Origin of the sequence: Planotetraspora kaengkrachanensis (genome assembly GCF_016862895.1) — a bacterium.
Taxonomy (GTDB): domain Bacteria; phylum Actinomycetota; class Actinomycetes; order Streptosporangiales; family Streptosporangiaceae; genus Planotetraspora; species Planotetraspora kaengkrachanensis.
In genome coordinates this window covers 1-23,437 of record NZ_BONV01000061.1, presented here as the reverse complement: position 1 = coordinate 23,437, position 23,437 = coordinate 1, and the positions used below count along the sequence as shown (strand labels likewise).

The 23,437-nt window shown below is 69.1% G+C and carries 25 protein-coding genes and 1 tRNA gene; 7 read left to right on the top strand and 19 right to left on the bottom strand.

Annotated elements, in window-relative coordinates; genetic code table 11:
* Positions 1 to 482: 482 nt before the first annotated feature.
* From Pka01_RS39455 to Pka01_RS39410, 10 genes are all read right to left on the bottom strand, one after another.
* On the bottom strand, positions 483 to 989 hold the full coding sequence (locus tag Pka01_RS39455) for a hypothetical protein (RefSeq protein WP_203888134.1): 507 nt from the start codon (positions 987 to 989) through the stop codon (positions 483 to 485).
* Complete coding sequence (locus Pka01_RS39450) at positions 986 to 1,474, bottom strand: Rv1363c family protein (protein WP_203888133.1); 489 nt, start codon at positions 1,472 to 1,474, stop codon at positions 986 to 988. Before Pka01_RS39450 ends, Pka01_RS39455 begins: the two co-directional genes overlap by 4 nt.
* 168 nt (positions 1,475 to 1,642) lie before the next feature.
* Entirely contained in the window at positions 1,643 to 2,035 is a 393-nt protein-coding gene (rplL, locus tag Pka01_RS39445; RefSeq protein WP_203888132.1) for a 50S ribosomal protein L7/L12, read from the bottom strand.
* A gap of 81 nt (positions 2,036 to 2,116) precedes the next feature.
* Complete coding sequence (gene rplJ / locus Pka01_RS39440) at positions 2,117 to 2,641, bottom strand: 50S ribosomal protein L10 (protein WP_203888131.1); 525 nt, start codon at positions 2,639 to 2,641, stop codon at positions 2,117 to 2,119.
* Between the two features lie 229 nt (positions 2,642 to 2,870).
* Entirely contained in the window at positions 2,871 to 3,704 is an 834-nt protein-coding gene (locus Pka01_RS39435) for an SCO4651 family lipoprotein (RefSeq protein ID WP_203888130.1), read from the bottom strand.
* A 412-nt stretch (positions 3,705 to 4,116) separates the two neighbouring features.
* Positions 4,117 to 4,827: a 50S ribosomal protein L1 gene (gene rplA, locus Pka01_RS39430; RefSeq protein WP_203888129.1), complete on the bottom strand. Its 711-nt coding sequence runs from the start codon at positions 4,825 to 4,827 to the stop codon at positions 4,117 to 4,119.
* Positions 4,828 to 5,012: 185 nt separating this feature from the next.
* Positions 5,013 to 5,444, bottom strand: coding sequence for a 50S ribosomal protein L11 (gene rplK / locus Pka01_RS39425; protein WP_203888128.1), 432 nt, complete (start codon positions 5,442 to 5,444; stop codon positions 5,013 to 5,015).
* 116 nt (positions 5,445 to 5,560) lie between these two features.
* Entirely contained in the window at positions 5,561 to 6,331 is a 771-nt protein-coding gene (gene nusG, locus Pka01_RS39420; protein ID WP_203888127.1) for a transcription termination/antitermination protein NusG, read from the bottom strand.
* 55 nt (positions 6,332 to 6,386) lie between these two features.
* Positions 6,387 to 6,644, bottom strand: coding sequence for a preprotein translocase subunit SecE (gene secE / locus Pka01_RS39415; RefSeq protein WP_239116270.1), 258 nt, complete (start codon positions 6,642 to 6,644; stop codon positions 6,387 to 6,389).
* Positions 6,645 to 6,720: 76 nt separating this feature from the next.
* Positions 6,721 to 6,793 (bottom strand) — tRNA-Trp (locus tag Pka01_RS39410).
* Between the two features lie 202 nt (positions 6,794 to 6,995).
* Between Pka01_RS39410 and Pka01_RS39405 the strand changes: the two genes are divergently transcribed.
* Positions 6,996 to 8,201, top strand: a complete 1,206-nt coding sequence (locus Pka01_RS39405) for a pyridoxal phosphate-dependent aminotransferase (RefSeq protein WP_203888125.1) — start codon at positions 6,996 to 6,998, stop codon at positions 8,199 to 8,201.
* A gap of 178 nt (positions 8,202 to 8,379) precedes the next feature.
* Positions 8,380 to 9,402 carry an adenosine deaminase gene (locus Pka01_RS39400; protein ID WP_203888124.1) on the top strand — a complete coding sequence of 341 codons (1,023 nt, stop codon included), beginning with the start codon at positions 8,380 to 8,382 and terminating at the stop codon, positions 9,400 to 9,402.
* Between the two features lie 24 nt (positions 9,403 to 9,426).
* On the opposite strand, the gene Pka01_RS39395 is transcribed toward Pka01_RS39400, so the two are convergent.
* Entirely contained in the window at positions 9,427 to 10,197 is a 771-nt protein-coding gene (locus Pka01_RS39395) for a serine/threonine-protein kinase (protein ID WP_203888123.1), read from the bottom strand.
* Positions 10,181 to 10,723 (bottom strand): RNA polymerase sigma factor, encoded by a 543-nt coding sequence (locus tag Pka01_RS39390; protein ID WP_203888122.1) that lies wholly within the window; start codon positions 10,721 to 10,723, stop codon positions 10,181 to 10,183. Before Pka01_RS39390 ends, Pka01_RS39395 begins: the two co-directional genes overlap by 17 nt.
* 113 nt (positions 10,724 to 10,836) lie before the next feature.
* On the opposite strand from Pka01_RS39390, the gene Pka01_RS39385 reads away from it, so the two are divergent.
* The 3 genes from Pka01_RS39385 to Pka01_RS39375 all read left to right on the top strand — a co-directional run bounded on the left by Pka01_RS39385 (position 10,837) and on the right by Pka01_RS39375 (position 14,020).
* On the top strand, positions 10,837 to 11,568 hold the full coding sequence (locus Pka01_RS39385) for a class I SAM-dependent methyltransferase (RefSeq protein WP_203888121.1): 732 nt from the start codon (positions 10,837 to 10,839) through the stop codon (positions 11,566 to 11,568).
* Positions 11,569 to 11,661: 93 nt separating this feature from the next.
* The gene (locus Pka01_RS39380) at positions 11,662 to 13,536 is read left to right on the top strand and encodes an acyl-CoA dehydrogenase family protein (RefSeq protein ID WP_203888120.1); all 1,875 of its coding nucleotides are present in this window, start codon (positions 11,662 to 11,664) and stop codon (positions 13,534 to 13,536) included.
* Positions 13,537 to 13,870: 334 nt separating this feature from the next.
* Positions 13,871 to 14,020 carry a hypothetical protein gene (locus Pka01_RS39375; protein WP_203888119.1) on the top strand — a complete coding sequence of 50 codons (150 nt, stop codon included), beginning with the start codon at positions 13,871 to 13,873 and terminating at the stop codon, positions 14,018 to 14,020.
* Between the two features lie 87 nt (positions 14,021 to 14,107).
* Here the strand turns inward: Pka01_RS39375 and Pka01_RS39370 are convergent, their stop codons facing one another.
* The 4 genes from Pka01_RS39370 to Pka01_RS39355 all read right to left on the bottom strand — a co-directional run bounded on the left by Pka01_RS39370 (position 14,108) and on the right by Pka01_RS39355 (position 18,437).
* A complete protein-coding gene (locus tag Pka01_RS39370; protein WP_203888118.1) occupies positions 14,108 to 15,253 on the bottom strand; it encodes an acetyl-CoA C-acetyltransferase in 1,146 nt (381 codons plus the stop codon).
* 144 nt (positions 15,254 to 15,397) lie between these two features.
* Positions 15,398 to 16,570, bottom strand: a complete 1,173-nt coding sequence (locus tag Pka01_RS39365; protein ID WP_203888117.1) for a hypothetical protein — start codon at positions 16,568 to 16,570, stop codon at positions 15,398 to 15,400.
* A gap of 82 nt (positions 16,571 to 16,652) precedes the next feature.
* On the bottom strand, positions 16,653 to 17,573 hold the full coding sequence (locus tag Pka01_RS39360) for a class F sortase (protein WP_203888116.1): 921 nt from the start codon (positions 17,571 to 17,573) through the stop codon (positions 16,653 to 16,655).
* Positions 17,574 to 17,600: 27 nt separating this feature from the next.
* A complete protein-coding gene (locus Pka01_RS39355) occupies positions 17,601 to 18,437 on the bottom strand; it encodes a hypothetical protein (protein WP_203888115.1) in 837 nt (278 codons plus the stop codon).
* A 158-nt stretch (positions 18,438 to 18,595) separates the two neighbouring features.
* Here Pka01_RS39355 and Pka01_RS39350 point away from each other — a divergent pair, with 158 nt between their 5' ends.
* Positions 18,596 to 19,453, top strand: a complete 858-nt coding sequence (locus tag Pka01_RS39350; RefSeq protein WP_203888114.1) for a hypothetical protein — start codon at positions 18,596 to 18,598, stop codon at positions 19,451 to 19,453.
* Between the two features lie 76 nt (positions 19,454 to 19,529).
* Positions 19,530 to 20,675, top strand: coding sequence for an acyl-CoA dehydrogenase family protein (locus tag Pka01_RS39345; protein ID WP_203888113.1), 1,146 nt, complete (start codon positions 19,530 to 19,532; stop codon positions 20,673 to 20,675).
* Between the two features lie 21 nt (positions 20,676 to 20,696).
* Here the strand turns inward: Pka01_RS39345 and Pka01_RS39340 are convergent, their stop codons facing one another.
* The 3 genes from Pka01_RS39340 to Pka01_RS39330 form a co-directional block, all read right to left on the bottom strand.
* A complete protein-coding gene (locus Pka01_RS39340) occupies positions 20,697 to 20,858 on the bottom strand; it encodes a hypothetical protein (RefSeq protein WP_203888112.1) in 162 nt (53 codons plus the stop codon).
* A gap of 39 nt (positions 20,859 to 20,897) precedes the next feature.
* Entirely contained in the window at positions 20,898 to 21,674 is a 777-nt protein-coding gene (locus Pka01_RS39335; protein ID WP_203888111.1) for an alpha/beta fold hydrolase, read from the bottom strand.
* A 106-nt stretch (positions 21,675 to 21,780) separates the two neighbouring features.
* On the bottom strand, positions 21,781 to 23,437 hold a 1,657-nt coding region (locus Pka01_RS39330), incomplete at its 5' end, for a SpoIIE family protein phosphatase (protein ID WP_203888110.1).

Below are 23,437 nucleotides of genomic sequence, written 5' to 3'. Positions count from 1 at the left end.
CGAACGACACGTTACGGGGACCGGCGGGTACGGCGGAGGCGTTGCGCGAGGCTGCCAACAGATGTCCTTCCGAGGGCTCGCGGACTGACTACACGCACGCCAGACGACCAGAGACTAAGCATTACTCAGAGAGACGGTCGTCAAAGGGCAGCGCAAAGGGGCAGTGTAGCCGATAGGCATACACCTGTCCACTCCGCTCTCGCTCTGCGCTCCACGTTGGTGGCAGCATCACCCGTCTGAGCCGAAACGTCAAGCCCGCAAGCCCACATTTCGCCTAACTGACGGGCACCACGCTGGGTGTTTCCCGTCCGTACGACGGAGGAACATCATCGGAACCAGACCCTACCCGGGAGCCGGTCCAGGTAACGTTCCGTCACACGGACGGGCCAACGCTGACCATCGGTCTACGCCGCCGTGCCGAACATCTGCCCGTGATCGAAGCGCCCTAAACCCAACCTTTGCTAACAATTGAGTAACCGGGGTCATCGAGCGGGCGTGTCACCGAGCAGGGTGGTCAGGTCCGCGATCCGCCAGCCGTCGCCGTCCGTCACCATGCGGAGCCGGGCCCGTCCCTGGCTGACCTGCTGCTCCGGCCCGTCGCCCCCCGGCTCGGAACTGCTCCTTGTCATGTTGACGAACAGCACCACCCGGACCTCCTCGGGTGTGGCGGTCTCGACGCCGGCGGCCGCCACGACGGCCTGCTGGACGAGCCTGCGCCGCCTGGCCTCCGCGGGGAGCGTTTCCGCCAGTTCGCGATAGCGCCGCACCAGCGTCCCCGTGGCCCGGCTCTGCGCCCTTCGAAGATCCTGATCGATCGTACGGTAGTCGTACGACAACATGTCGGGAGCCAGCGCCCGGGCGGCGGCGAGGCCCTCCGCGGCGGATCTGTCGCCGTCCTGGATGCGCCGTAGATCGAGGCCGGTCCGAACCGCCGCGACGGCGAGGAAGAGGGCCGACAGGGCCGTCAGAGCGACCAGCAGGCGCCTCATTGGACGAGCTCCACCTTCGAGACCAACCAGACCCCGCCGGTCTTGGTGACCTCCATGCGCCATCGGTAGAAGCGTTCCTCGGGAGCGGCGTTCCTGCCGTCCTCCCAGTCGATCACCGCGTCGGCGACGATCAGCACTTCGGCCCTGCGGCGGTCCCCGGTCATGGACGCCAGCCCGGTCGCCCGGAGCACGCCGGTCTGGACCACCTTGTTGTCGATCGTCGCCTTCTTGAGCGCCGCCTCGTTCCTGGCGTACTCCTCGCGCTCCTCGCCCGTCGACGTCGCGAGGACGCGCTTCATGTCGTCGTCGACGGTTCTGTGGTCGACGGACAGCAGATTGACCGCGTGGACGGCCGCCGCGCGCGCCGCCGACCGGCGATCGTCCTGTACGGCCCTGGCCGCGTCACGGGCCCTTCCAGCCCACACGACCGCCCCCGCCAGCGCGACGGTGACGAGCAGGAGGCAGACGACCAGCGCGCGCCGCACCTGGGCCACCCCCGATCAAGTCGCCGGACGCCGGATCCCCTCCCGCAACATAGATCAGGCGGCCGTGCCTGCCCATAGGGTGTTCGATTCCGGTACGGATCTTCCCCGGGCATGCGAAAGGGCGGGCACCACCCGGCACCTGGGTGGACCCGCCCTTCCGGCGAGGTGCTACTTGACCGTGACGGTGGCGCCGGCGCCCTCGAGGGCCGCCTTCGCCTTCTCGGCCTGCTCCTTGTTGACCTTGCCGTCGAAGACGGACTTGGGAGCGCCGTCGACGAGGTCCTTGGCCTCCTTGAGGCCCAGGCTGGTCAGAGCGCGGATCTCCTTGATGACCTGGATCTTCTTGTCGCCGGCGGCCTCGAGGACGACCTCGAACTCGTCCTGCTCCTCGGCCTCCTCAGTGGCGGCGGGGGCGCCGGGCACGCCCGCGGCGGCGACCGCGACCGGGGCGGCGGCCTTGACGTCGAAGGTGTCCTCGAAGAGCTTCACGAACTCGGAGAGCTCAAGGAGGGTCATCTCCTTGAAGGAGTCGAGCAGCTCGTCAGTGCTGAGCTTCGCCATGATGGTGTTCCTCCAGTGGATCTAGCAAAACGTTGAAAAGGGACCGCGGTAGCGCGCTTCCCCCGCCCGCCTGCGCGGGACCTACTCGCCGGCCTCTTCGCGCTTGGCGCGCAGAGCCTCGGCGAGTCGAGCCATCTGAGTGGGCAGCGCGGCGAAGGTGGCGGCAGCCTGGGACTGCTTGGCCTTCAGCGCACCGGCCAGCTTCGCGAGAAGCACCTCACGGGACTCGAGGTCGGCAAGCTTCGTGATCTCGGTGGGGCTCATCGACTTGCCGTCGACGACGCCACCCTTGATCACCAGGAGGGGGTTGGCCTTGGCGAAGTCACGCAGACTCTTGGCCGCCTCCACCACGTCGCCCTTGACGAACGCGATGGCGGTCGGGCCCTGGAACAGGTCGTCCAGGACGGTGATCCCGGCGCCGTTGGCCGCGATCTTGGTCAGCGTGTTCTTCGCCACGGCGAACTTCGCATGCCCACCGAGTGAAACGCGCAGCTCCTTGAGCTGAGCGACGGTGAGACCGCGGTATTCGGTCAGAACGGCGGCGCTGGAGCCCTCGAACTCGTTCTTGAGTTCGGCAACCGCACCGCTCTTGTCCGCCTTCGCCATGGGCCTCCTTCCAGATGTGCCGCCGGCGAAGGGCTCCCCTCAAACGAACAAGCCCCGGCGCAGGCGCACGGGGCTTGGAAGGACGACTTGATCGTCCCAAGCTCTCTCCACACCTACGCGGGCCGTCCACTCACGTGGAACCTTCGGTCGCCGAGCTACGAAACAGCCCGGCGACGACCGGCGGTCTTTGGCAGGAGACAGAATACGTGTCAATCCCTAGGACGCCAAATCAGCTGCCCAGGGGCTCGTTCGTCGGCATCTCGGCGACCTGGCTGGCCGGGGGCGCCTTGATCGTGAGCTTCTCGTTGAACGACTTGAAGAGGATGGTCATGTCCATGGCCATCGTCTTGGCCTGCTCGGCCTTCACCGCCATCTTGCGGGGCAGACCCTCGCCGTCGATCCAGACGTCGAACTTCATGTCCTTCATCCCGGTCATCGCGGCCTCGGCCTGCTTGCGCGAGTCGGCGGGCAGTTGCTTCAGCGCCTCGGTCACCGGGTAGGTGCCCGCGAAGTGCGTGGTGTCGACGCCGCCGACCTTCTCGCTGCCGACCGACTTGATGTCCTTGGACGCGGTCAGCATCTTGATGTTGTTCCGCATGTCCATCTGGTTGGCCTGACCGAGCAGCTGGTCCATGTCGACACCCGCCTGGGCCCCGGCCTTCGCGAGGTCGATCTTGATCCAGGCCTTGTCGCCGCCCATGAGGGCCTTGAGCATGTCCATCTTCATGTACGCGACGCGACCATCGAGGATCATGCGCATCCCGCCGGGGATGTCCTGGCCGGCCGAGCTCATCTTGTCGAAGGTCATGTCGAACGCGACCTTCGGAGCCGTCTGGGCACGCATGGTGCCCTCGATGTTCCCGGTCTCGCCGTTGGGGCCGGTCATGTTCATGACGATGTCCGCGGCATAGGACGTGACCTTGTCGGTCTTCTGCGCCGTCTGCTGCAGGACCTCGGCCGCGGTGAGCTCGTGCTTGTCCAGAGACGGGGTGGCCGTGGTCGAGCCGCATCCCGCCGCCGTGATCGTGACCGCCACTCCGGCGGCCACCAGAAACCGGCGCATGCCTATATTCCCTTCGTTTCCCCCAACAGGTGCTTCCCGACCCTATGCGGTCGGAACCCAACGCGCGTGGATAAGGGGAAAAACGCCATCAGATATACATGATTCCTACACATTCCGAACGCCCGTCCTGACACGAAAAAGACGAAAAATACACAAAAAGGCTCTAGGCGCCACGGAATGCCGTGAAAGTTCCGGCCACAACGGCGACGCCGTACCACAAGAGGCCAGGTCACAGTGCCCACAACGGCCGGCTACGGCATGGCGGGAGAAGGGCCACGCATCGGGAAAGGCCGCGTGCCGGCACCTTGGGCGAACTCCTGCCCAGAAAGAGAGAAACCCCTGCCCGAATGGGCAGGGGTTTCTCTCGAAATCCGATTCCGGGCCTGAGATCAGGCTCGGATCAGGCGGTGTCTCAGACCTCGGCCTCGGTCATCGCACGCGTGACGTTCGGGTCGACCGGGATGCCGGGGCCCATCGACGTCGTGAAGGTGACCTTCTTGAGGTAGCGGCCCTTGGCTGCCGACGGCTTGAGACGCAGCACCTCGTCGAGCGCGGCGGCGTAGTTCTCCACGAGCTGACGCTCGTCGAAGGACGACTTGCCGATGATGAAGTGCAGGTTCGAGTGCCGGTCGACCCGGAACTCGATCTTGCCGCCCTTGATGTCGGTGACGGCCTTGGTGACGTCGGGCGTGACGGTCCCGGTCTTCGGGTTCGGCATGAGACCACGCGGACCGAGCACGCGGCCCAGGCGGCCGACCTTGCCCATCAGGTCGGGGGTCGCGACGACCGCGTCGAAGTCGAGCCGGCCCTTGGCCACCTCGTCGATGAGCTCGTCGGAGCCCACGATGTCGGCGCCCGCGGCGCGGGCCTCCTCGGCACGGTCACCGGTCGCGAAGACCAGGACCCGGGCGGTCTTGCCGGTGCCGTGCGGGAGGTTGACGGTGCCACGGACCATCTGGTCCGCCTTGCGCGGGTCGACACCCAGGCGCAGGGCGACCTCGACGGTGGCGTCGAACTTGGTCGTCGCGGTCTGCTTGGCCAGCCGGACGCCGTCCAGCGGGCTGTACAGGGCGTCGCGGTCGATCTGTGCGGCCGCGTTCTTGTAGCTCTTGCTGCGCTTCACTTTCCGCTCCTCATGGAGTTCGTGGTGCGGGCCGCGCATCGGGCCCTTCCACTGCGTTTGAATGCCTCGCCTTCGGCGAGGTGGGCTCCGGGCGCCTTGGAGGCGTCGCCTTCCCTCGTCGCGCTTGGTCGCTTCGCTCCCGCGCTCCTCAGTCCAGGCACCGCCGCGCCCGTCGCGGCTCGGAACTAGTCGGCGATCGTGATGCCCATCGACCGGGCGGTGCCGGCGATGATCTTCTCGGCCGCCTCGATGTCGTTCGCGTTGAGGTCCGGCATCTTCGTCTCGGCGATCTGACGCAGCTGGTCCTTGGTGAGCTTGCCCACCTTGTCCTTGTGCGGGACCGCGCTGCCCTTCTGCAGACCGGCGGCCTTCTTGATCAGCTCAGGCGCCGGGGGCGTCTTCGTGACGAAGGTGAAGCTGCGGTCTTCGAAGATGGTGATCTCGACGGGGATGATGTTGCCCCGCTGGGCCTCCGTCGCGGCGTTGTACTGCTTGACGAAGTCCATGATGTTGACGCCGTGCGGACCGAGCGCGGTACCGACGGGCGGCGCGGGCGTGGCCTGGCCAGCGGGAAGCTGGACCTTAACCAGAGCCGCGACTTTCTTCTTTGGAGGCATCTGTCCTTCTCCGGGTCCTTTGTCCTACAAAACCCTCACACCGCGGCGAAAGCCGGTTCTGCGACCGGCTTTCCCTTTGCGCGCGTGAGGACGACTAAAGAGTCTATGCGACGTGCTCAGATCTTCGAGACCTGGTTGAACGACAGCTCGACCGGGGTCTCGCGGCCGAAGATCGAAACGAGCACCTTCAGCTTCTGCGACTCGGCACTGATCTCGCTGACCGTCGCCGGCAGGGTCGCGAACGGACCGTCCATGACCGTGACGGACTCGCCGACCTCGAAGTCGACCGTCGCCGCGGCGGCCTTGGATGTCGCCTTCTTGACTTCCTCGCTCGGCTCGGGCGCCAGCAGCTTGGCGACCTCGTCCAGGTTCAGCGGGCTCGGCTTGTTCGACAGGCCCACGAAGCCGGTGACGCCCGGCGTGTTGCGGACGGCGGCCCACGACTCGTCGGTCAGGTCCATCCGGACCAGCACGTAACCGGGAAGGACGCGCTCCTTGATCGGAGTCTTCTTGCCGCCCTTGAACTCGGTGATCGTGTGGGTCGGCACCTCGACCTGGAAGATGAAGTCCTCCATGTTGAGGGAGCCGGTGCGGCTCTCGATGTTCTGCTTCACGCGGTTCTCGTAACCGGCGTAGGAGTGGATGACGTACCACTCGCCGTACTGGCCGCGGAGCTGACGCTTGAACTCCTCGATCGGGTCGACGTCGGGCAGGATGTCGCCGTCTTCGTCGACTTCTGCCACGGCCTCGGTCGAGTCGGCTTCACCGTCAGTACCGTCCGGGTCGGCGACGGCGTCGTCGACCTCTTCCACGGCTTCTACGGCCTCGTCCGGCTCGGACTCCCATTCGTCACGGGAACCATCGACCGGGAGCGGAGACTCGGACACGGGACTCTTCCTTCTTCGATCGGTGAAATGACGTGCTGCCACGCCTCGGACTGGATCAGGATCCGCCGAAGACCGCCAGCACCACCTTCCCCAGCAAGGAGTCGATCCCGAACACGATCCCGACCATGATCACAACAAAGACGAGAACCACGATCGTGTAGTTGATCAGATCGTTACGCCGGGGCCAGATGACCTTGCGGAGCTCGGCGACGACCTGACGATAGAAAACAGCGGGAGAGGTGCGCTTGGCCTTCTTCTCACCGCTCGGCTTGCCTGGCTTTCCAGCGGTCTCGCCGCGGGTGTCGATCGCCACAGTCCTCACCTGATCCGTCGTGTCCATCGCATCTTGCGGCGCGCTTCAACGCCATTGGTGCGCGGACCGCACTCCGCAGGGCACGAGGGACTCGAACCCCCAACCGCCGGTTTTGGAGACCGGTGCGCTACCAATTGCGCTAGTGCCCTAAGCCGTGCACCACAATACCCGAGAAACGCCTGAGTTCAGCCGTGCGTTCCTCGTCATGGTCCACTAGTCGGTGCAGTCTACGGGGGAAAGCCCCCTTCGTCGAACCACATTGGTCCACGCGGCTCAAAGGTATCGCGTGGAAGTGTCCGGATCCCGGATACCGAGGGGAAACCGCCGGGCGGGTCTGGAACGATGGGGGCCATGACCCGACCTCGCATCTCCGCGCGTATCTCCGCGATCTCCGAGTCCGCGACGCTCGCCGTGGACGCCCGGGCCAAGGCCATGAAGGCCGCCGGTCGCCCGGTCATCGGCTTCGGCGCCGGCGAGCCCGACTTCCCGACGCCCGACTACATCGTCGAGGCGGCCGTCGAGGCGTCCAGGAACCCCCGGTTCCACAAGTACACGCCGGCGGGCGGCCTGCCCGAGCTCAAGCAGGCCATCGCGGACAAGACGCTGCGCGACAGCGGGTTCCAGGTCGACGCCTCCCAGGTCCTGGTCACCAACGGCGGCAAGCAGGCCGTCTACGAGGCGTTCGCCACACTGCTCGACCCGGGCGACGAGGTCCTCGTCATCGCCCCCTACTGGACGACCTATCCCGAGGCGATCAAGCTGGCGGGCGGCGTCCAGGTCGACGTGGTGACCGACGAGACCACCGGGTACCTCGCCTCCGTCGAGCAGCTCGAGGAGAAGCTGACCGACCGCACCAAGGTCCTGCTGTTCGTGTCGCCGTCCAACCCCACCGGCGCGGTCTACACCCCCGCCCAGGTGGAGGAGATCGGCCGCTGGGCGCTGGACAAGGGCCTGTGGGTCGTCACCGACGAGATCTACGAGCACCTCGTGTACGGCGACGCCGTCTTCTCCAGCATCGCCACCGCCGTGCCTGAGCTTCGCGAGCGGGTCGTGGTGCTGAACGGCGTGGCCAAGACCTACGCGATGACGGGCTGGCGGGTGGGCTGGCTGATCGGCCCGTCCGACGTGGTCAAGGCGGCGACCAACCTTCAGTCGCACGCGACGTCGAATGTGGCGAACGTCTCGCAGGCCGCGGCGCTCGCCGCCGTCACCGGCGACCTGTCGGCCGTCGCCCGGATGCGCGAGGCGTTCGACCGTCGGCGCCAGACGATGGTCCGGATGCTCAACGAGATCCCCGGCGTCCTGTGCCCCGAGCCGCTGGGCGCGTTCTACGCCTACCCCTCGATCAAGGCCCTGCTGGGCAAGGAGCTCCGCGGCAGGCGTCCGCAGACGTCCGCCGAGCTGGCCGAGCTCATCCTCGAGGAGGCCGAGGTCGCCCTCGTCCCCGGTGAGGCGTTCGGCACGCCCGGCTACTTCCGCCTGTCCTACGCGCTGGGCGACGACGACCTGGCCGAGGGCGTCAGCCGGATCGCCAAGCTTCTCGGCGAGGCCCACTGATCGCCGCGGATCGCGCCGTTCGATCATCGTGGGGAGGGCCCGGGCACGACGCCCGGGCCTTCCGCTTTCCTGCGGCCGCAGGCCGCTTCGTGCTCCCCGGTCATGAGCTCCCCTCAGGCTCGTCTGCAACGCGCGAGGCGGGCACGGGGTTGACAAGCGGATACGGCAGGATGTGGAGATGCCGCGCCCACTCGACACGCTCCCCAAGGCTCACCTGCACCTGCACTTCACCGGCTCGATGCGGCATTCCACGCTCATCGAGCTCGCGCGCGAGCACGGCGTCCATCTGCCCGACGCCCTCGAGCAGGACTGGCCTCCCCGGCTGCGCGCGACCGACGAACGGGGCTGGTTCCGGTTCCAGCGGCTGTACGACATCGCGCGGTCGGTGCTCAGGAGACCCGAGGACGTCTACCGGCTGCTGCGTGAGGCGGCCGAGGACGAGGTCGAGGAGGGCTCGCGCTGGCTGGAGATCCAGGTCGACCCGTCCGGATACGCCCACCGGTTCGGCGGGCTGACCGCGACGCTGGAGCTCTTCCTCGACGCCGCCGACAGGGCGGCCGCGGCGTCGGACCTCGGCATCGCGGTGATCGTGGCGGCCAACCGCACGCGTCACCCCCTCGACGCCCGGACCCTGGCCCGTCTGGCCTCGCAGTACGCCGGGAAGGGCGTGGTGGGCTTCGGGCTGTCCAACGACGAGCGCCGCGGCCGCGCCAGGGACTTCGACGCCGCGTTCCGCATCGCCAAACGGGCGGGCCTGCTGGCCGTGCCGCACGGGGGCGAGCTCCTCGGGGCCCCCAGCGTCGCCGAGTGCGTCGACGATCTCGAGGCCGACCGCGTCGGCCACGGCGTGCGGGCCGCCGAGTCGCCGCGCCTGATGGAACGGCTGGCCGACCGGCAGGTCGCCTGCGAGGTCTGCCCGCTGTCCAACGTGGGACTCGGCGTCGCCGAGCGGCCGCAGGACGTGCCCGTACGCCGGCTGTTCGAGGCCGGGGTCCCGATCGCGCTCGGCGCCGACGACCCGCTGCTGTTCGGAGCGCGGCTGATGCCGCAGTACGAGCTCGCCCGCGAGACGTACGGCTTCAGCGACGCGGAGGTCGCCGAGCTGGCCCGGCAGTCGATCCGTTCGTCGGCCGCCCCCGAGTCGACGAAGAAGGAGTTGTCCGGCGAGATCGACGCGTGGCTCGCGGCGCCCCCCGAATGACCTGCGGGCGGGCCGCGGGAGCGGTCACCGGGTCGAGTTCGCGATCCGGAGGGCCTCCTCCTTGTCAGCGCCCTCCAGGCGGAACCCGACGCCGTCACGCTGCCAGATGAGCGTGGGACCCGCGACCCGCTCCTCGGGCTGCGGGGCGCCGCCCCTGGGTACGTAGGAGACGCCGTGTGGCTGCTGGATCCACCATCCGCGGATCGTCGGCACATCCTCCGGCCAGGGCTCGCCGAGATCCTTGCGGAACACCACGTCCAGGTTTCCGTCGTACTCGTCGAGCCGCAGGCCCGGCCACAGGAGCGTCACCACTCTCCCGCCGTCGGCCACCCGCACGTCTGACGGCTCGCCCAGCGCGGCCGGAACCGCGACGGGGAAGGCGACCGCGCGCCGCGCCTCGTCGAGCGTGACCCGCCTGTCCGAAGGAAGCGGGCTCGGCACACCGGTGGGCAGCGGCCCGGGCTCGCCGACCCTGATCTCCACCCCGGCGAACCTGAGGACGGACACGACAGCGGCCCGGCCCTGGGGCGTGGCCCCGATCAACACCGCCAGGAACACGGCCGCGGCGGCGACGGCCTTCCGCGGCGAAAGACGCGGCCGCCGGAGAAGGCCCGAGCGGCGCGGGCGGGCGTGCTGCGGCGCGGGAGCCTCCAGGCGGGCCCGTACTGCGCGCGCGGTGGCGTCAGGCGGCGGGGTGGGGACGTGCAGCGTCTCGCCGAGCGTGCGGAGCTCGGCCTCAAGCTCGTCGAAACGATCGCCCGGGTCTCCGCCCGGACGGTCATGGGAGGAGCTCACGGCCCACCTCCTCTCGCAGGCGCCGCAGTCCGCGGGATGTCCGCGACTTCACCGTGCCCAGCCGTACTCCGAGGACCTCGGCGGTCTCCAGCTCGGACAGCTGTAAGAAATACCTGCAGACCACCGCCTCACGTTCCCGATCAGGCAGTTTCCGTACCGCGGCGAGGAGGCGGGCGCCCCCGTCCGCGGCGACCACGATCCCCTCGGGGCTGTCGGGCCCGTCCGGCTCCCGCTCCTGGCCGAGGCGGACCGTCAGGTCGGCCCGCCGGCCGCGGGACCGGGTGAGGTTGTGGGTCTCGTTCGCGACGATGCGCAGCAGCCACGGTTTGAAGGCGGCCTCGCGCCGGAAACCGCCCAGGTGGCGGAACGCCTTGACGAACGCCTCCTGGACGACGTCCTCGGCCTCGTCGCCCGCGCCGAGCAGGGCCGCCGTACGGTGTGCGGCCACGCTGTATCGGGCGACCAGCACCTCATAGGCGTCCAGGTCGCCGGCCAGCGCGCGTGTTATGGCCTCGTCGTCATCCATCGGTCAACGTTCACGAAATGACGTTGAAGCCTAGTACGACGAATCGAACTGTGGCTAATGGGAGGGCACTACACTTTCCAGCACCCCTTTCAGACCGCGTAAACGAGGATCGAATGTCTGGGTATGACCGTGTAGTCCAACCCGCCGCCGGAGACGAGGCCCTGGAGAACCACCTGGGTGGGGACGAGGCCAAGAACTACCGGCAGTACGAGTTCGACATGGTCGCCCCCCATGTCGGACGGTCGATGCTGGAGATCGGCTCGGGCCTCGGCCACTTCGCCGAGCAGTTCCTCCCCCGGCTCGACCGGCTCGTCGTGAGCGACTTCGACCCCTACTGCGTCGAGCAGCTCGGCAAGCGCTTCGAGGGCCGCGACGACATCTCGGTGCTGCAGTTCGGCCTGCCGACCGAGATCCCCCTGGACGACCCGGTGGACACCGTCGTCATGATGAACGTCCTCGAGCACATCGAGGACGACGTCGAGGCGCTCAGGTCCCTCGCCAAGGTCACCGTCCCCGGCGGCCGGATCATCATCTGGGTGCCCGGATACATGCAGCTTTATGGGGACTTCGACCGCAAGGTCGGCCACGTCCAGCGGTACACCCCCAAGACCCTGGGTGCGACGGTCGCGGGAGCCGGCCTCGAGGCCGAGGTCCTCAAGCCGATCAACTTCCTCGGCGGGATCGCCTGGTGGGCCGCCGTGCGCCGCGGTGGCGTCGGCTACCCGGACCCCCGGCTCGTCAAGATCTACGACCGGACCGTCGTGCCCGCCACGCGCTTCATCGAGCGCCTGATCCGGCCGCCGTTCGGCCAGACCGTCTTCTGCGTCGCGCGCGTCCCCCAGTGAGCCACGCGGTAATCCGGCCTATACCAGAGCGGGCTACTCACTAGTAGTAACCAGGCGTAACGTCATAGTCATCAACAGCCTCTGGAGGCCGCGATGACCGATTACGCCAAGGCACGGGAAGTCGCCGAGCAGGCCCGTGAGAAGGAATGGGCCAGGCCCAGCTTCGGAAAGCAGCTCTTCCTCGGGGACTTCAGGCTCGATCTCGTCCACCCGGCACCACGGCTGAGCGAGCGGGAGACCGCGAAGGGCGAGGAATTCCTCCGCGCGCTGCGAAGCCTCCTCCAGGACAAGGTCGACCCCGCGCTCATCGAGCGGACCGCCGTCATCCCCGACGACGTCGTCAAGGGCATGGTCGCGCTCGGCGCGTTCGGGATGACGATCGACGAGGAGTACGGCGGGCTGGGGCTGAGCCACACCTACTACACGCGGGCGTTGCAGCTGACCGCGTCGTACTCCCCCGCGCTCAGCGCGCTGCTGTCCGCCCACCAGTCCATCGGGGTGCCCCAGCCGCTGCGACTGTTCGGGACCCCCGAACAGAAGCAGCGGTTCCTGCCCCGATGCGCCAGGGGCGAGATCTCCGCGTTCCTGCTGACGGAACCCGACGTCGGCTCCGACCCCGCCAGGCTCGCCACGACGGCGGTGCGCGAAGGGGACTCCTACGTCATCGACGGCGTCAAGCTGTGGACGACCAACGGGGTCGTGGCCGACCTGCTCGTCGTGATGGCCAGGACGGGTGCGAAGATCTCGGCCTTCGTGGTCGAGGCCGACTCCTCGGGCATCACCGTCGAGCGCCGCAACTCCTTCATGGGCCTGCGCGGCATCGAGAACGGCGTCACGCGGTTCCACCAGGTCCGCGTGCCGGTCGACAACCTCATCGGCCGCGAGGGCCAGGGCCTGAAGATCGCACTCACCACGCTGAACACCGGCCGGCTCTCACTGCCGGCCACCTGCGCCGGAACCGCGAAGTGGGCGGCGAAGATCGCCAGAGAGTGGGCGTCGGAACGCGTGCAGTGGGGCCGCCCCGTCGGCGAGCACGAGGCGGTCGCGCAGAAGATCTCCTTCATCACCTGTACGGCCTACGCCCTCGAGGCGGTGGTCGAACTGGCCGGCCGGCTGGCGGACGACGAGCACAACGACATCCGCATCGAGGCCGCCCTCGCCAAGCTCTACGGCTCGGAGATGGCCTGGCAGGTCGCCGACGAACTGGTGCAGATCAGAGGCGGCCGGGGGTACGAGACCGCCGAGTCGCTCCACGCCCGCGGCGAGCGCGGGGTCCCGGCCGAGCAGATGCTGCGCGACCTGCGGATCAACCGCATCTTCGAGGGCTCGACCGAGATCATGCACCTGCTGATCGCCCGGGAGGCCGTGGACGCCCATCTGTCGGTCGCGGGGGAACTGATCGACCCGAAGGCCGACCTGCGGGCCAAGGGCAGGGCGGCCACCAAGGCGGGCGGTTTCTACGCCAAGTGGCTGCCGAGCCTGCTCGCCGGTCCGGGGCAGCTGCCGACGGCCTACTCCGAGTTCGGTGTGCTCGCCCACCACCTGCGCTACGTCGAACGGACCAGCCGGAAGCTGGCGCGGGCCACCTTCTACGGCATGTCCCGCTGGCAGGGGAAGCTCGAGCACAAGCAGGGCTTCCTGTCCCGGATCGTCGACATAGGCGCCGAGCTGTTCGCCATGACGGCCGTGTGCATCCGCGCGCAGGAGGACGGCACCCGCTACGGCCGCCGGCCGTACGAGATCGCGGACACGTTCTGCGAGCAGTCGCGGCTGCGGGCCGAGGGCCTGTTCGCGCGGCTCTGGGACAACTCGGACTCCCAGGACGTACGGCTGGCCAGGCGCGCCCTGGACGGGCGGTACACGTTCGTGGAGGACGGCATCCTCGACCCCTCGCTGGAGGGTCCGTGGATCGCCCCCGCCCGGCCCGGGCCGGCCGAGACCCAGGACGTCCACCGGCACGTCCGCTGACACCCGCACGGGCGGCCGCCTCTCGGACGCGGGGCGGCCGCCCTGGCGCGCGACAGCCGTCGGCGCGCGCGGCCGTGCTGGGCGGGGGCCGTGGCTGGGCGGGGGGCATGGCTGCGCCGGGTGCATGGCTGCGCCGGGGGCGTACGGAAAACCAGTTGGTGGCGGCAGACGGGCTTGTTACGGTCTCACCCATGTGGATTTCGCACCGCGACCGCTGATCGGCCCGAGTCGGCCGATCACGCGCGACTCAGCTCTCTGGCCCTGTCCTTTCTGACGCGGCAGCTGAGTGAACGGCACCTCTGTGCCGCGTTCTCGACGTCCGAGGAGATCCCACATGCCCATCCGACCGTCCGGCAGGCAGGGCAGGAGCCTGCCGAACCTGCCTCAGCCGCAGCGCGGCCGACCGGCGCCCGCCCGCACGTTGCCGCCCCGTCAGCCCGTCCGCCCCATGCGGCAGCCGCGCCGGCTGCCGAGGTCCAAGTGATCTGTCCCGTGAAATGAGTGAAGGGCACCCGCCGACCTGGGTGCCCTTCACGATTTGGGATACGGCCACGCTACAGCCGTATGGAGATCAGAGGCGCTCGATGATGGTGACGTTCGCCTGTCCGCCGCCCTCGCACATGGTCTGCAGGCCGTAGCGGCCGCCGGTGCGCTCGAGCTCGTGCAGGAGCTTGGTCATCAGGATCGCGCCGGTGCCGCCGAGCGGGTGCCCGAGGGCGATCGCGCCGCCGTTCGGGTTCGTCCGCGCGGGGTCCGCGCCGATCTCCTTGAGCCATGCGAGAGGCACCGGGGCGAAGGCCTCGTTGATCTCGATGACGTCGATCTCGTCGATGCTCAGCCCGGCCTTGCTCAGGGCCTTGCGGGTCGCCGGGATGGGCGCGGTGAGCATGTAGACGGGGTCGTCGCCCGTCAGCGCCAACGTGACGATCCGGGCGCGCGGGGTCAGGCCGTGGTCGCGGACCGCCTGCTCGGACGCGATGAGCAGGGCGCCGGAGCCGTCCGAGATCTGTGACGACGTCGCCGCGGTGATCTTCCCGTCGGGACGGAGGGTCTTGAGCTCGGCCATCTTCTCCAGCGTCGTGTCCGGCCGGGGGCCCTCGTCGTCCTCGACCCCGTTGATCGGCGCGATCTGCTCCTTGAAGTAGCCGTTGGCGACGGCCTTGGCGGCCCGCTGGTGGCTCTCGTAGGCGTACTGGTCCAGCTGCTCGCGGCTCAGGTCCCACTTGTCGGCCATCAGTTCCGCGCCGCGGAACTGGCTGATCTCCTGCTTGCCGTAGCGCTCGACCCACTTGTCGCCGAAGGGGAAGGGCATGCCCTTCTCCAGCGCCATCGTGATGCTCGACCCCATCGGGACGATCGACATCGACTCGACGCCGGCGGCCACGACGAGGTCCTGCGTGCCGGACAGCACGGCCTGGGCCGCGAAGTGGATCGCCTGCTGCGAAGAGCCGCACTGCCTGTCGATGGTGACGCCGGCGACGTTCTCCGGGAGTCCGGCGCTCAGCCACGCGTTGCGGGCGATGTCCATCGACTGGGGACCCACCTGCATGACGCAACCCATGATCACGTCTTCCACCGCGGAGGGGTCGACGCCGGTGCGCTCGACGAGTGCCGAGAGCGTGTGCGCGGCCAGATCCGTGGGGTGGACGGTGGAGAGCCCGCCCTTCTTCTTGCCGACCGGGGTCCGGACCGCCCCGACGATGTACGCCTCTGCCACAGTGCCCTCCAGAAGAAACCGAGCATTGTTCGGTTAGTGAAAGGTTACCTCAGAACCATCATCGACGGGTGTCTGGCTCCACCGGGTTTCGGGGGGATAAGCATGGTTTGAGCTGGCCGCGCACAGGAGTCGCCAGTGGAGTCACTAGTGGCCGGCGTACCGCCCCGGTAGGACGTCCTCCGCCTCGGCGAGCTGGAATCCGCCCTGGTCGGTGGCGATTCCCTGAAGGCGGTTCGCGAGGACGAGCGCCACGGTGGCCCGCTCGACCAGCGCCGTGTCGTCGACGACGTCGTCGGCACCGTCATCGGCACGGTCATCGGCACGGTCATCGGCACTGTCGCCAGCACTGCTGCCAGCACTGGCATCGGCATCGTCGGCGTCATCCCCGGCGCTGTCGGCGGCATCGCCTGCATCCTCGGCGCTGTCACGGGCATCGGCCGCGCCCTCGGCCGCGACCGTGACGTCCGCGTCGTCGCCGGTCCCGGACCGACCGTCCACGGTGGCGGCGTCTTCGGCCCGCGCGTCCTGAGGCTCGGCGTCCTGAGGCTCGGCATCCCGAGACTCGGCGTCCTGAGGCTCGGCGTCCCGAGGCTCGGCGCCTGGAGACTCGGCCTCCTCCGCTTCCGCGGTCTCGCCATCGGGCGACGCCGGCACCTGGGTGTCGATCGCGGACAGCCGCATGATCACGATCTCCGTCAGGTATGGCCAGTGCGCCTTGGCTGCGGGCGGGATCCTGTTGCTCGCCTCGAGCGTGAGCATCATGTCGGCGCCGGCGTACACGTCGGTCACCACCCCGCCGTCCACCGTGACGTGGACGATGCCCTCGAGCAGTTCGCCGTCGGGCCACTTGTCGGCGTCCACGGAGTCGACCGGGCGGATCACCTCGCCGAGCAGCGCCACGACCTCCTCGGGAGACGGCGCGGCGGGCAGGTAGACGCGCACGGCGCGCAGGTCGCTGCCGGCGAGGTCGGTCGGCTCTCCCCGGCACAGCGACCAGCCGCCGAGGCGGTAGGCGACGCCCTCGGACAGGCTCTTGTCGAAATAGTCCATCGGCAGCGGGCCTTCTGCGGACAGGCGGCAGGCCCACATCCGCTCCTCGTCGGTCACGCCGAGCTTGCGCAGGGTCTCGCCGTCCAGCTCGGCCGCGGCGAGAATCCGCGATCCCCCCACGACGATGTCGTCACCGTCGAAGCGTGCGTCCGGATCGGCCGACTGGGCGATCGCCAGCAAGGTCTTGGGATCCGGCCGTTCGGGCAGCAGCGCCGTTGGTCCCGTACGCAACCGGCCCGGCAGCAGAACATTCGTCAACCAGCCCACAGGGCCCTCCTCGTGAAGATTCGAAGAGACGATAGCCCTCGGGAATCATGTCCCACGGGCCCTTACCGGAACCGGCCGGCGCTCAGGACTTCCCCGCAGCAGGGCGCATGCCGGTCATCAACGCATAAACGATGATGTTATCCACGTAGTGACCAGTCGTCTGGTTATATGAGCCGCCACACGTGATCAGTCGCAACTCGGCGTCGTCCCTCGGCCCGTACACCCGGTCGGTGGGGAAGGTCTGCTTGTTCGCCTGCTCCACGCCGCCGACCGTGAAGATCGCCGTGGTCCCGTCGAGGCGGACCACCTCGATCTCGTCGCCGTTGCGGATCTCGTGGAGACGGGTGAAGACGGCCGGCCGCGTGGTGGTGTCCTTGTGCCCCAGCATCACGGCAGGGCCGGCCTCCCCCGCGGTGGGACCTCCCCGATACCACCCGACGAGGTTGGAGTCGTTGATCGGCGGTGTCTCGATGGCACCGCCTTTGTCCGTGCCGACCGACCTGACGGGAGCGTTGACGCCCAGCCTCGGAATGATCAACCGTTTGGGGGTCGAGGGCTGCATCGCCGCGGCCGCGGGTTCCGCGGGACGTGGCGGCGGCGCTGTGGCGTCCGCCTGGCTCAGCGGCCCAGAACCGCCGGGCCCGACCGTGGGAGCCAGCGCCTGCACCTTGAGCGCGGAGCGCGCCGGGGACTCGTAATCCTCAGGCGACCGCAAGATGAGCACGAGCCCGAAGACGATGGTCACCACGCCTGCCACGGCGGCGAGGAGCAGCGCCCCGCGTACCACCGAACCGCCGCCCGGCGACCCGCCGGGCTCGGGCCACGGATCCTGCGGGGCCAGGATGACGGGCTGGAAGAGTTGTGGAGGCGGCCCGTACACCGGATGCGGACGATCCGCCGTCGCCCACGAGTCCGCCGGAGAACCCGCAGGCTCGGCCGGGCTTCCCGGGGGTGTCGCCTGCTCCGCCGGGCTCCCTTCGCGTCCTTCCTGCGCCCCGCTCATGATCCGCGTCTCCGAAACCGTGCGCCGCTAGTGCCGTACGGCACGGCGACGGGTGCGCATCAGGAGGCCGCCGACCGCGGCGGCCAGCACGAGAGCCGAGCCCGTGAGGATGAAGACGCGCCCGTCGGGCCCGGCCTCCGCGCCGCCGCCCGTGGCCGCGCCACCCGTCGGCGTCTGGCTCACCTGTGCGGTGACCGTCTCGTAGACGGTCCGGGTCGCCTGCGGGCTGACCTTGATCGACAGCGACGCGGGGCTGGTGTTCGCCGCGGCGACCGTCGAGATCGAGCAGTCGTACCAGGTCTCGGGAGTGCCGTCGGCCGGGCCCACCTTCAGGGTGAACGCGTCGGCCTTGACCCCGACCGTGCCGGTCGCGGTGGGCGTGATCACCGCCGTCAGCGTCGGCAACGGGACGGGGGACCCGCTCGGGACCGCCTCGCCCGGCGTGCCCGTGGCGGTCGCCTGGATCGTCTTCTTCGCGCCGGAACCCGGCCCGGAGACCACGAGGTCTCCCACGATGACGATGCGGTCCGTGGTGGCGATCTCCGTGGGCACCGTGATGATCTGGTCGGTGTCGGACGGCTGCCGGTTCGTCCAGGTCAGCGTCACCGCTTCCGACGGCGTGGCACTGGCCTGCCCGCTCAGCGCGGCGGTGAGATCGGGCGAGGCCGTCGCGGTCGCCGGCGCCGAGGGGAGGCAGACGTAGGCCACGGTCCTGGTGTCGGCGCTGGCGCCGATCGCGGACAGACCGCCGACGAGGGCGACGGCGCCGACCACTCCGGCCGCGGACGCCCCGATGACCGTTCGACGTCGCGCCTGTGATCTCCGCACCGACCCGTCTCCCATCCAGCGCTCGGACAGCCGCACCGGGATTTCACCGTACGGTCATGACTCGGTAGTGATCCTATGTACTGCGCCCCCGAATCGCCGCCCTCCACGGCAAATCCGCCGCATTTCCTCATGATCGGGTCATGTCCGTGGAACCTTCTCGGTGGCCCGGGTGTATCCACACCGGAGGTGCTCAGATGAGACGACTACTGGTGGCACTCGGCGCGGTGGCGATGGCGATCGCCGCGGCGCTTCCCGCTCACGCGGAGACCCGGGCTGGCGGCTGGGCGACGACCGAGCTCGATCCGCCCCCGGACAAGCTCGTGGCCGGCAAGGCGTACACGATCGGATACTGGGTCCTCCAGCACGGGACCCATCCGTTCGACATCCCCGGGGAAGAACTCGGCGACACTGGTCTGCGCCTGATCAGCACGTCGGGCGGAACCACGCTGAACTTCACCGGCACGCCCCTCCCGGAGCCGGCCCACTACGCGGTGACCATCAAGATCCCGGACGGTCAGTGGCGGCTCCAGGGCATCCAGGGGATCTTCATGCCGTACGACATCGGAACCATGGACATCCCCGGCGGGCTGTCCCTGACCCCTCCCCAGATCGGGAGGGGTGCCGGCCTCGAGGTCGTCGACTACTGGGGATCGATCAAGCCTCCGGGCTTCCCCTGGGACAGCGAGGTCACCTCGTCCCAGCCGCCCGCCCCTCCCGCCACCGCGGCGCCGGCGCCGGCGCCGGGAGGCCTTTCGCAGCCCGCAACCGCTCCGGCGGCACCCGCGTCTCCCAAGGCGGCGACCGCAGGCGCCGACGAGGCCTCGCCGTACCTGCCGGTGGCCGTCACAGCCGTGCTGGCCGTCGGCGTGACGCTTCTCGTCCAGCGCCTGATCCGGACACGGGTACGGCCCGGCCACGCGGACTCCGCCCCCGCACGCGGCACGTCCCCGGACGACGGCGGCCTCTCGGACGGCGCTCGCACGCCCGACCACCTGGACGAGCCCGGCGCGACGAGCCGCGACGAGGACGTGATCACCACCGGCAGGCAGTGACCGCGGGCAATCGACCCGCCGGTAACAGAATCGTATTCTGGTGACGGAATGACACCCCGAGCCGGAAGGCGTACCGATGCGGCGAGACCTCTTCGACGAGGAGCACCTGCTCTTCCGCGAGACCGTTCGTGAGTTCCTGACGCGCGAAGTGATCCCGCACCACGCCCAGTGGGAGAAGGACGGCATCGTCCCCCGCGAGGTCTGGAAGAAGGCGGGCGAGTTGGGGATGTTCGGCTTCTCCGTGCCCGAGGAGTTCGGCGGGGCCGGCATCACCGACTTCCGCTACAACGCGGTCGTGCTCGAGGAGATCACCCGCATCGGCGCGACCGGCCTGGGCTTCTCCCTGCACAACGACGTCATGGCGCCCTATTTCGTTGATCTGACCAATGACGAGCAGAAGCAGCGCTGGTTGCCCGGTTTCGCGTCGGGAGAACTGATCACGGCCATCGCCATGACCGAGCCGGGTGCGGGGAGCGACCTGCAGGGCATCAGGACCACGGCCCTGCGCGAGGGCGAGCACTACGTGCTGAACGGGCAGAAGACGTTCATCACGAACGGCATCAACTCCGACCTCGTGGTGGTCGTGGCCAAGACCGACCCGGCGGCGGGCGCGCGGGGCACCACGCTGCTCGTCGTCGAGCGCGGGATGGAGGGCTTCGGCAGGGGGCGGAACCTCGAGAAGATCGGCATGCACGCCCAGGACACGGCCGAGTTGTTCTTCGAGAACGTCCGCGTGCCCGTGGCCAACCGGCTCGGCGACGAGGACGGCCAGGGCTTCGTCCAGCTGATGCACAACCTCCCGCAGGAGCGCCTGTCCATCGCGGTCGGCGGAGTGGCCGCCGCCGAGTCCGTCCTCGAGACGACCATCGAGTACTGCAAGAACCGCAAGGCCTTCGGCAAGAGCATCGGCCAGTTCCAGAACACGAGGTTCGTGCTGGCCGAACTGGCCACCGAGGTGGAGATCGCCCGCCACTACGTGGACAAGTGCATCCTCGCCCTGAACGCCGGTGAGCTCACCCCCGTGGACGCCGCCAAGGCGAAGTGGTGGACCACCGAGCTGCAGACGAAGGTCATCGACCGCTGCCTCCAGTTGCACGGCGGCTACGGCTACATGCTGGAGTACCCGGTGGCCAAGGCATGGCTGGACAGCCGCGTCCAGACCATCTACGGAGGCACGACGGAGATCATGAAGGAGATCATCGGCAGGTCGTTCGGCTTCTAGACCAGCCGGTACGGCTTTCGCTCAGCGGAGTTGCTGGCCCCAGACGGCCAGCATGACGAGCACGAAGACGATCATCACGCCCGCGTAGGCCACCGGGCTCAGCCGGAAGAACTTCCGGACCTTGTTCAACAACCATGCGAACAGGAACGCCAGGAAGACCAGAAGGATGAGTCCGGAGTCCATGCCGATCAGTATGCGTCGGTTCCCGCGCCCGTGCGGACGCTAGTCGCGACTGCTATCGAGGATGACGCGCGCCACGAGGTCGGGATCGTCGCTCATCGGCAGGTGACCGCACCCCGAGAGCAACAGGACGCGCTCCTGCGCCCACCGCGCCGCCCGGACCGCCTGGCGGCGCGGCAGCAGACGGTCGTGCTCGCCCCAGGCGATGGTGATCGGCACCTTGGGCGGCGGAGGCGGACCCATCCAGGCGCACGCGTCGAGGGTCTCGTCGAAACCCGCGCATCCGCCCAGGGCCTCGGCCGCCGCGAGCATCTCGTCGGCGGGAACCTGTGACGGCCTGGCCATGAGCAACCCCAGCGCGACCGTCCTGCCCGCCTTCGTGGCTGCCAGCGCGGCGGCGCCTTCCCCCCGGGTGGCCGCAGCCGAGGCGCGCAACAGGCGCAGGGCCGTCCGCGCGTACAGGTGCTCGGTCCGCGACCAGAATCCGGCGGGCGACAGGGCGGCGGCCGTGCAGACCACTCCGCGCGCGGCCATGTCCAACGCGATGTAACCGCCGAGGGAGTTGCCGGCGACGTGCGGGTCCTTCACTCCGAGCCAGGTCCAGAACTCCTCGACCGCCGTGCCGAGCGTCTCCGTGGTGTACGGCAGGCCCGGGGGCAACGGCGGGGACTCGCCGAAGCCGGGGAAGTCGACGGCGATGACGTCGTGCCGTTCCGCCAGCAACTCGAGAACCGGTCGCCATCCCTGCCGGTGATGCCCGAGGCCGTGCAGCAACACCAGCGGGGATCCGCTGCCGCGCCGGTCGTAGGCAAGCTCCATACCTGCGAGTCAAGCACCGATGGAGGCGCGGAACCAGTAGGCGGGCGTAGCGAAAGGCTTCCCGTACAGCCATGATGAGCTGCGATGACGCGCTTCGCCGGTCGGCTCAGCGGCCGCCGATGGGGATCTCGAACCAGACGGCCTTGCCCTCACGGGTGGGACGGGAGCCCCAGCGCTTGGCCAACTGGTCGACCAGGTAGAGGCCACGCCCGCCCTCGTCGTTCTCCCCCGCGCTGCGGATGCGGGGCAGGCGGAGGTCCTGGTCGAAGACTTCGACCCAGATCGAATCCCTGCCGCGGCGCAGGCGGAGAGTGAACTCCTTGTCCCCCGCTGCGATCTCCTCCTCGAAGCCCGGGACCTCCCAGGACTCGTCGAAGGGCAGCGGCGGCCCGTCCATCACCAGTTCCCTTCTGGGGACACTCGCGCTGGCGGCGTGGAGCACGACATTGGTGACGACCTCGGACACGAGCAGGCAGGCGAGATCGGAGCGTTCGTCCGGCACCTGCCAGTCGGCGAACGCCTCGGACGCCATCCGGCGCGCCTCGCTCACCATGATCGGCTGAGCGGGGAACGTGCGCTCCTCGACCTCGAGCTCCGTCGCGACCGACCGGACGACCAGGATCGCCATGTCGTCGTCGATCTCGCCGGGCACGGCCGAGGTGGCGGCTTCTGCGATCCGCTCGACGGGCTCCCCAGAGAGCTTGGCGACCTTCTCCGACAGGATCCGCAGCGCCTCGTCGTCGCTGAGCGACGCGGTCTCCGAGCCCCGGATGGGCCGCCGGTCGACGAGCCCGTCGGTGTAGAGCAGCAGCGTCGCACCCGGCGGGAGCGTCCGCGTCTCCTCCTTGTAGACCAGGTCGGCGTGCACACCCTTGGCGCGGACGCCGAGCGGCTGGCCGACCTCCGTGATGTCCAGCTCGGCGACGTTGCCGTCGACGATCAGCAGCGGCGGCGCGTGACCGGCGTTGGCGAACGACAGCTGGCGCGACCACGCGTCGTACACGAGGTACTGGCAGGTGACGAGTGGAGGGTTGGTGATGTCGGCGCCGAAGTCGTCGCGCTCGGGATGGGCGACGACCCTGGTCCACTCGTCGAGGCGGGCGAGGATGTCCGCCGGCGGCTTGTCGTCCTGCGCGAACGCGCGCAACGCGGCCCGGAGCTGGCCCATGACCGCGGCCGCCTTGGCGCCCCGGCCCTCGACGTCGCCGATCACGATGCCGACCCGCCCGGCCGACAGTGGGATCACGTCGTACCAGTCGCCGCCGACCTGGGTCTGGATGCCCTGACCGTGCGAGGCCAGCGGCGCCGCGGGGAAGTAGCGGACGGCGATCTCCAGACCGTCCAGTGCCGGGAGCTCACGTGGCAGCAGATGCTTCTGGAACGACTCGGCGGTGTGCCGCTCCTCCTCGAACAGCAGCGCGTTGTCCACGGCCACCGCGACCCGGGTCGCGATCGCGCCCACGAAGTCGCGGTCGAAGGCGTCGTAGTGGGGTGAGCGCCGGTCGGTGAGGTTGGACAGGCCGAGGTACATGAGGCCGAGCGTCTCGCCGCGGGCGCACAGCGGCGCCACGATCGCGGAGGTCATCCCGACCTCGCCGCAGATCCGCGCCGCGCCCTCGCTGGGCGATGGATAACTGACCTGGGAGAAGTCCTCGACCAGGATGGTCTCCTGGCGCGTCTGCGCGGTCTCCGCGTAGTGGCCGGGCGGATACTTGATCTCCTCGCCGACCGGTTTCCACGTACCGGCGGGCGGCGACCAGCCG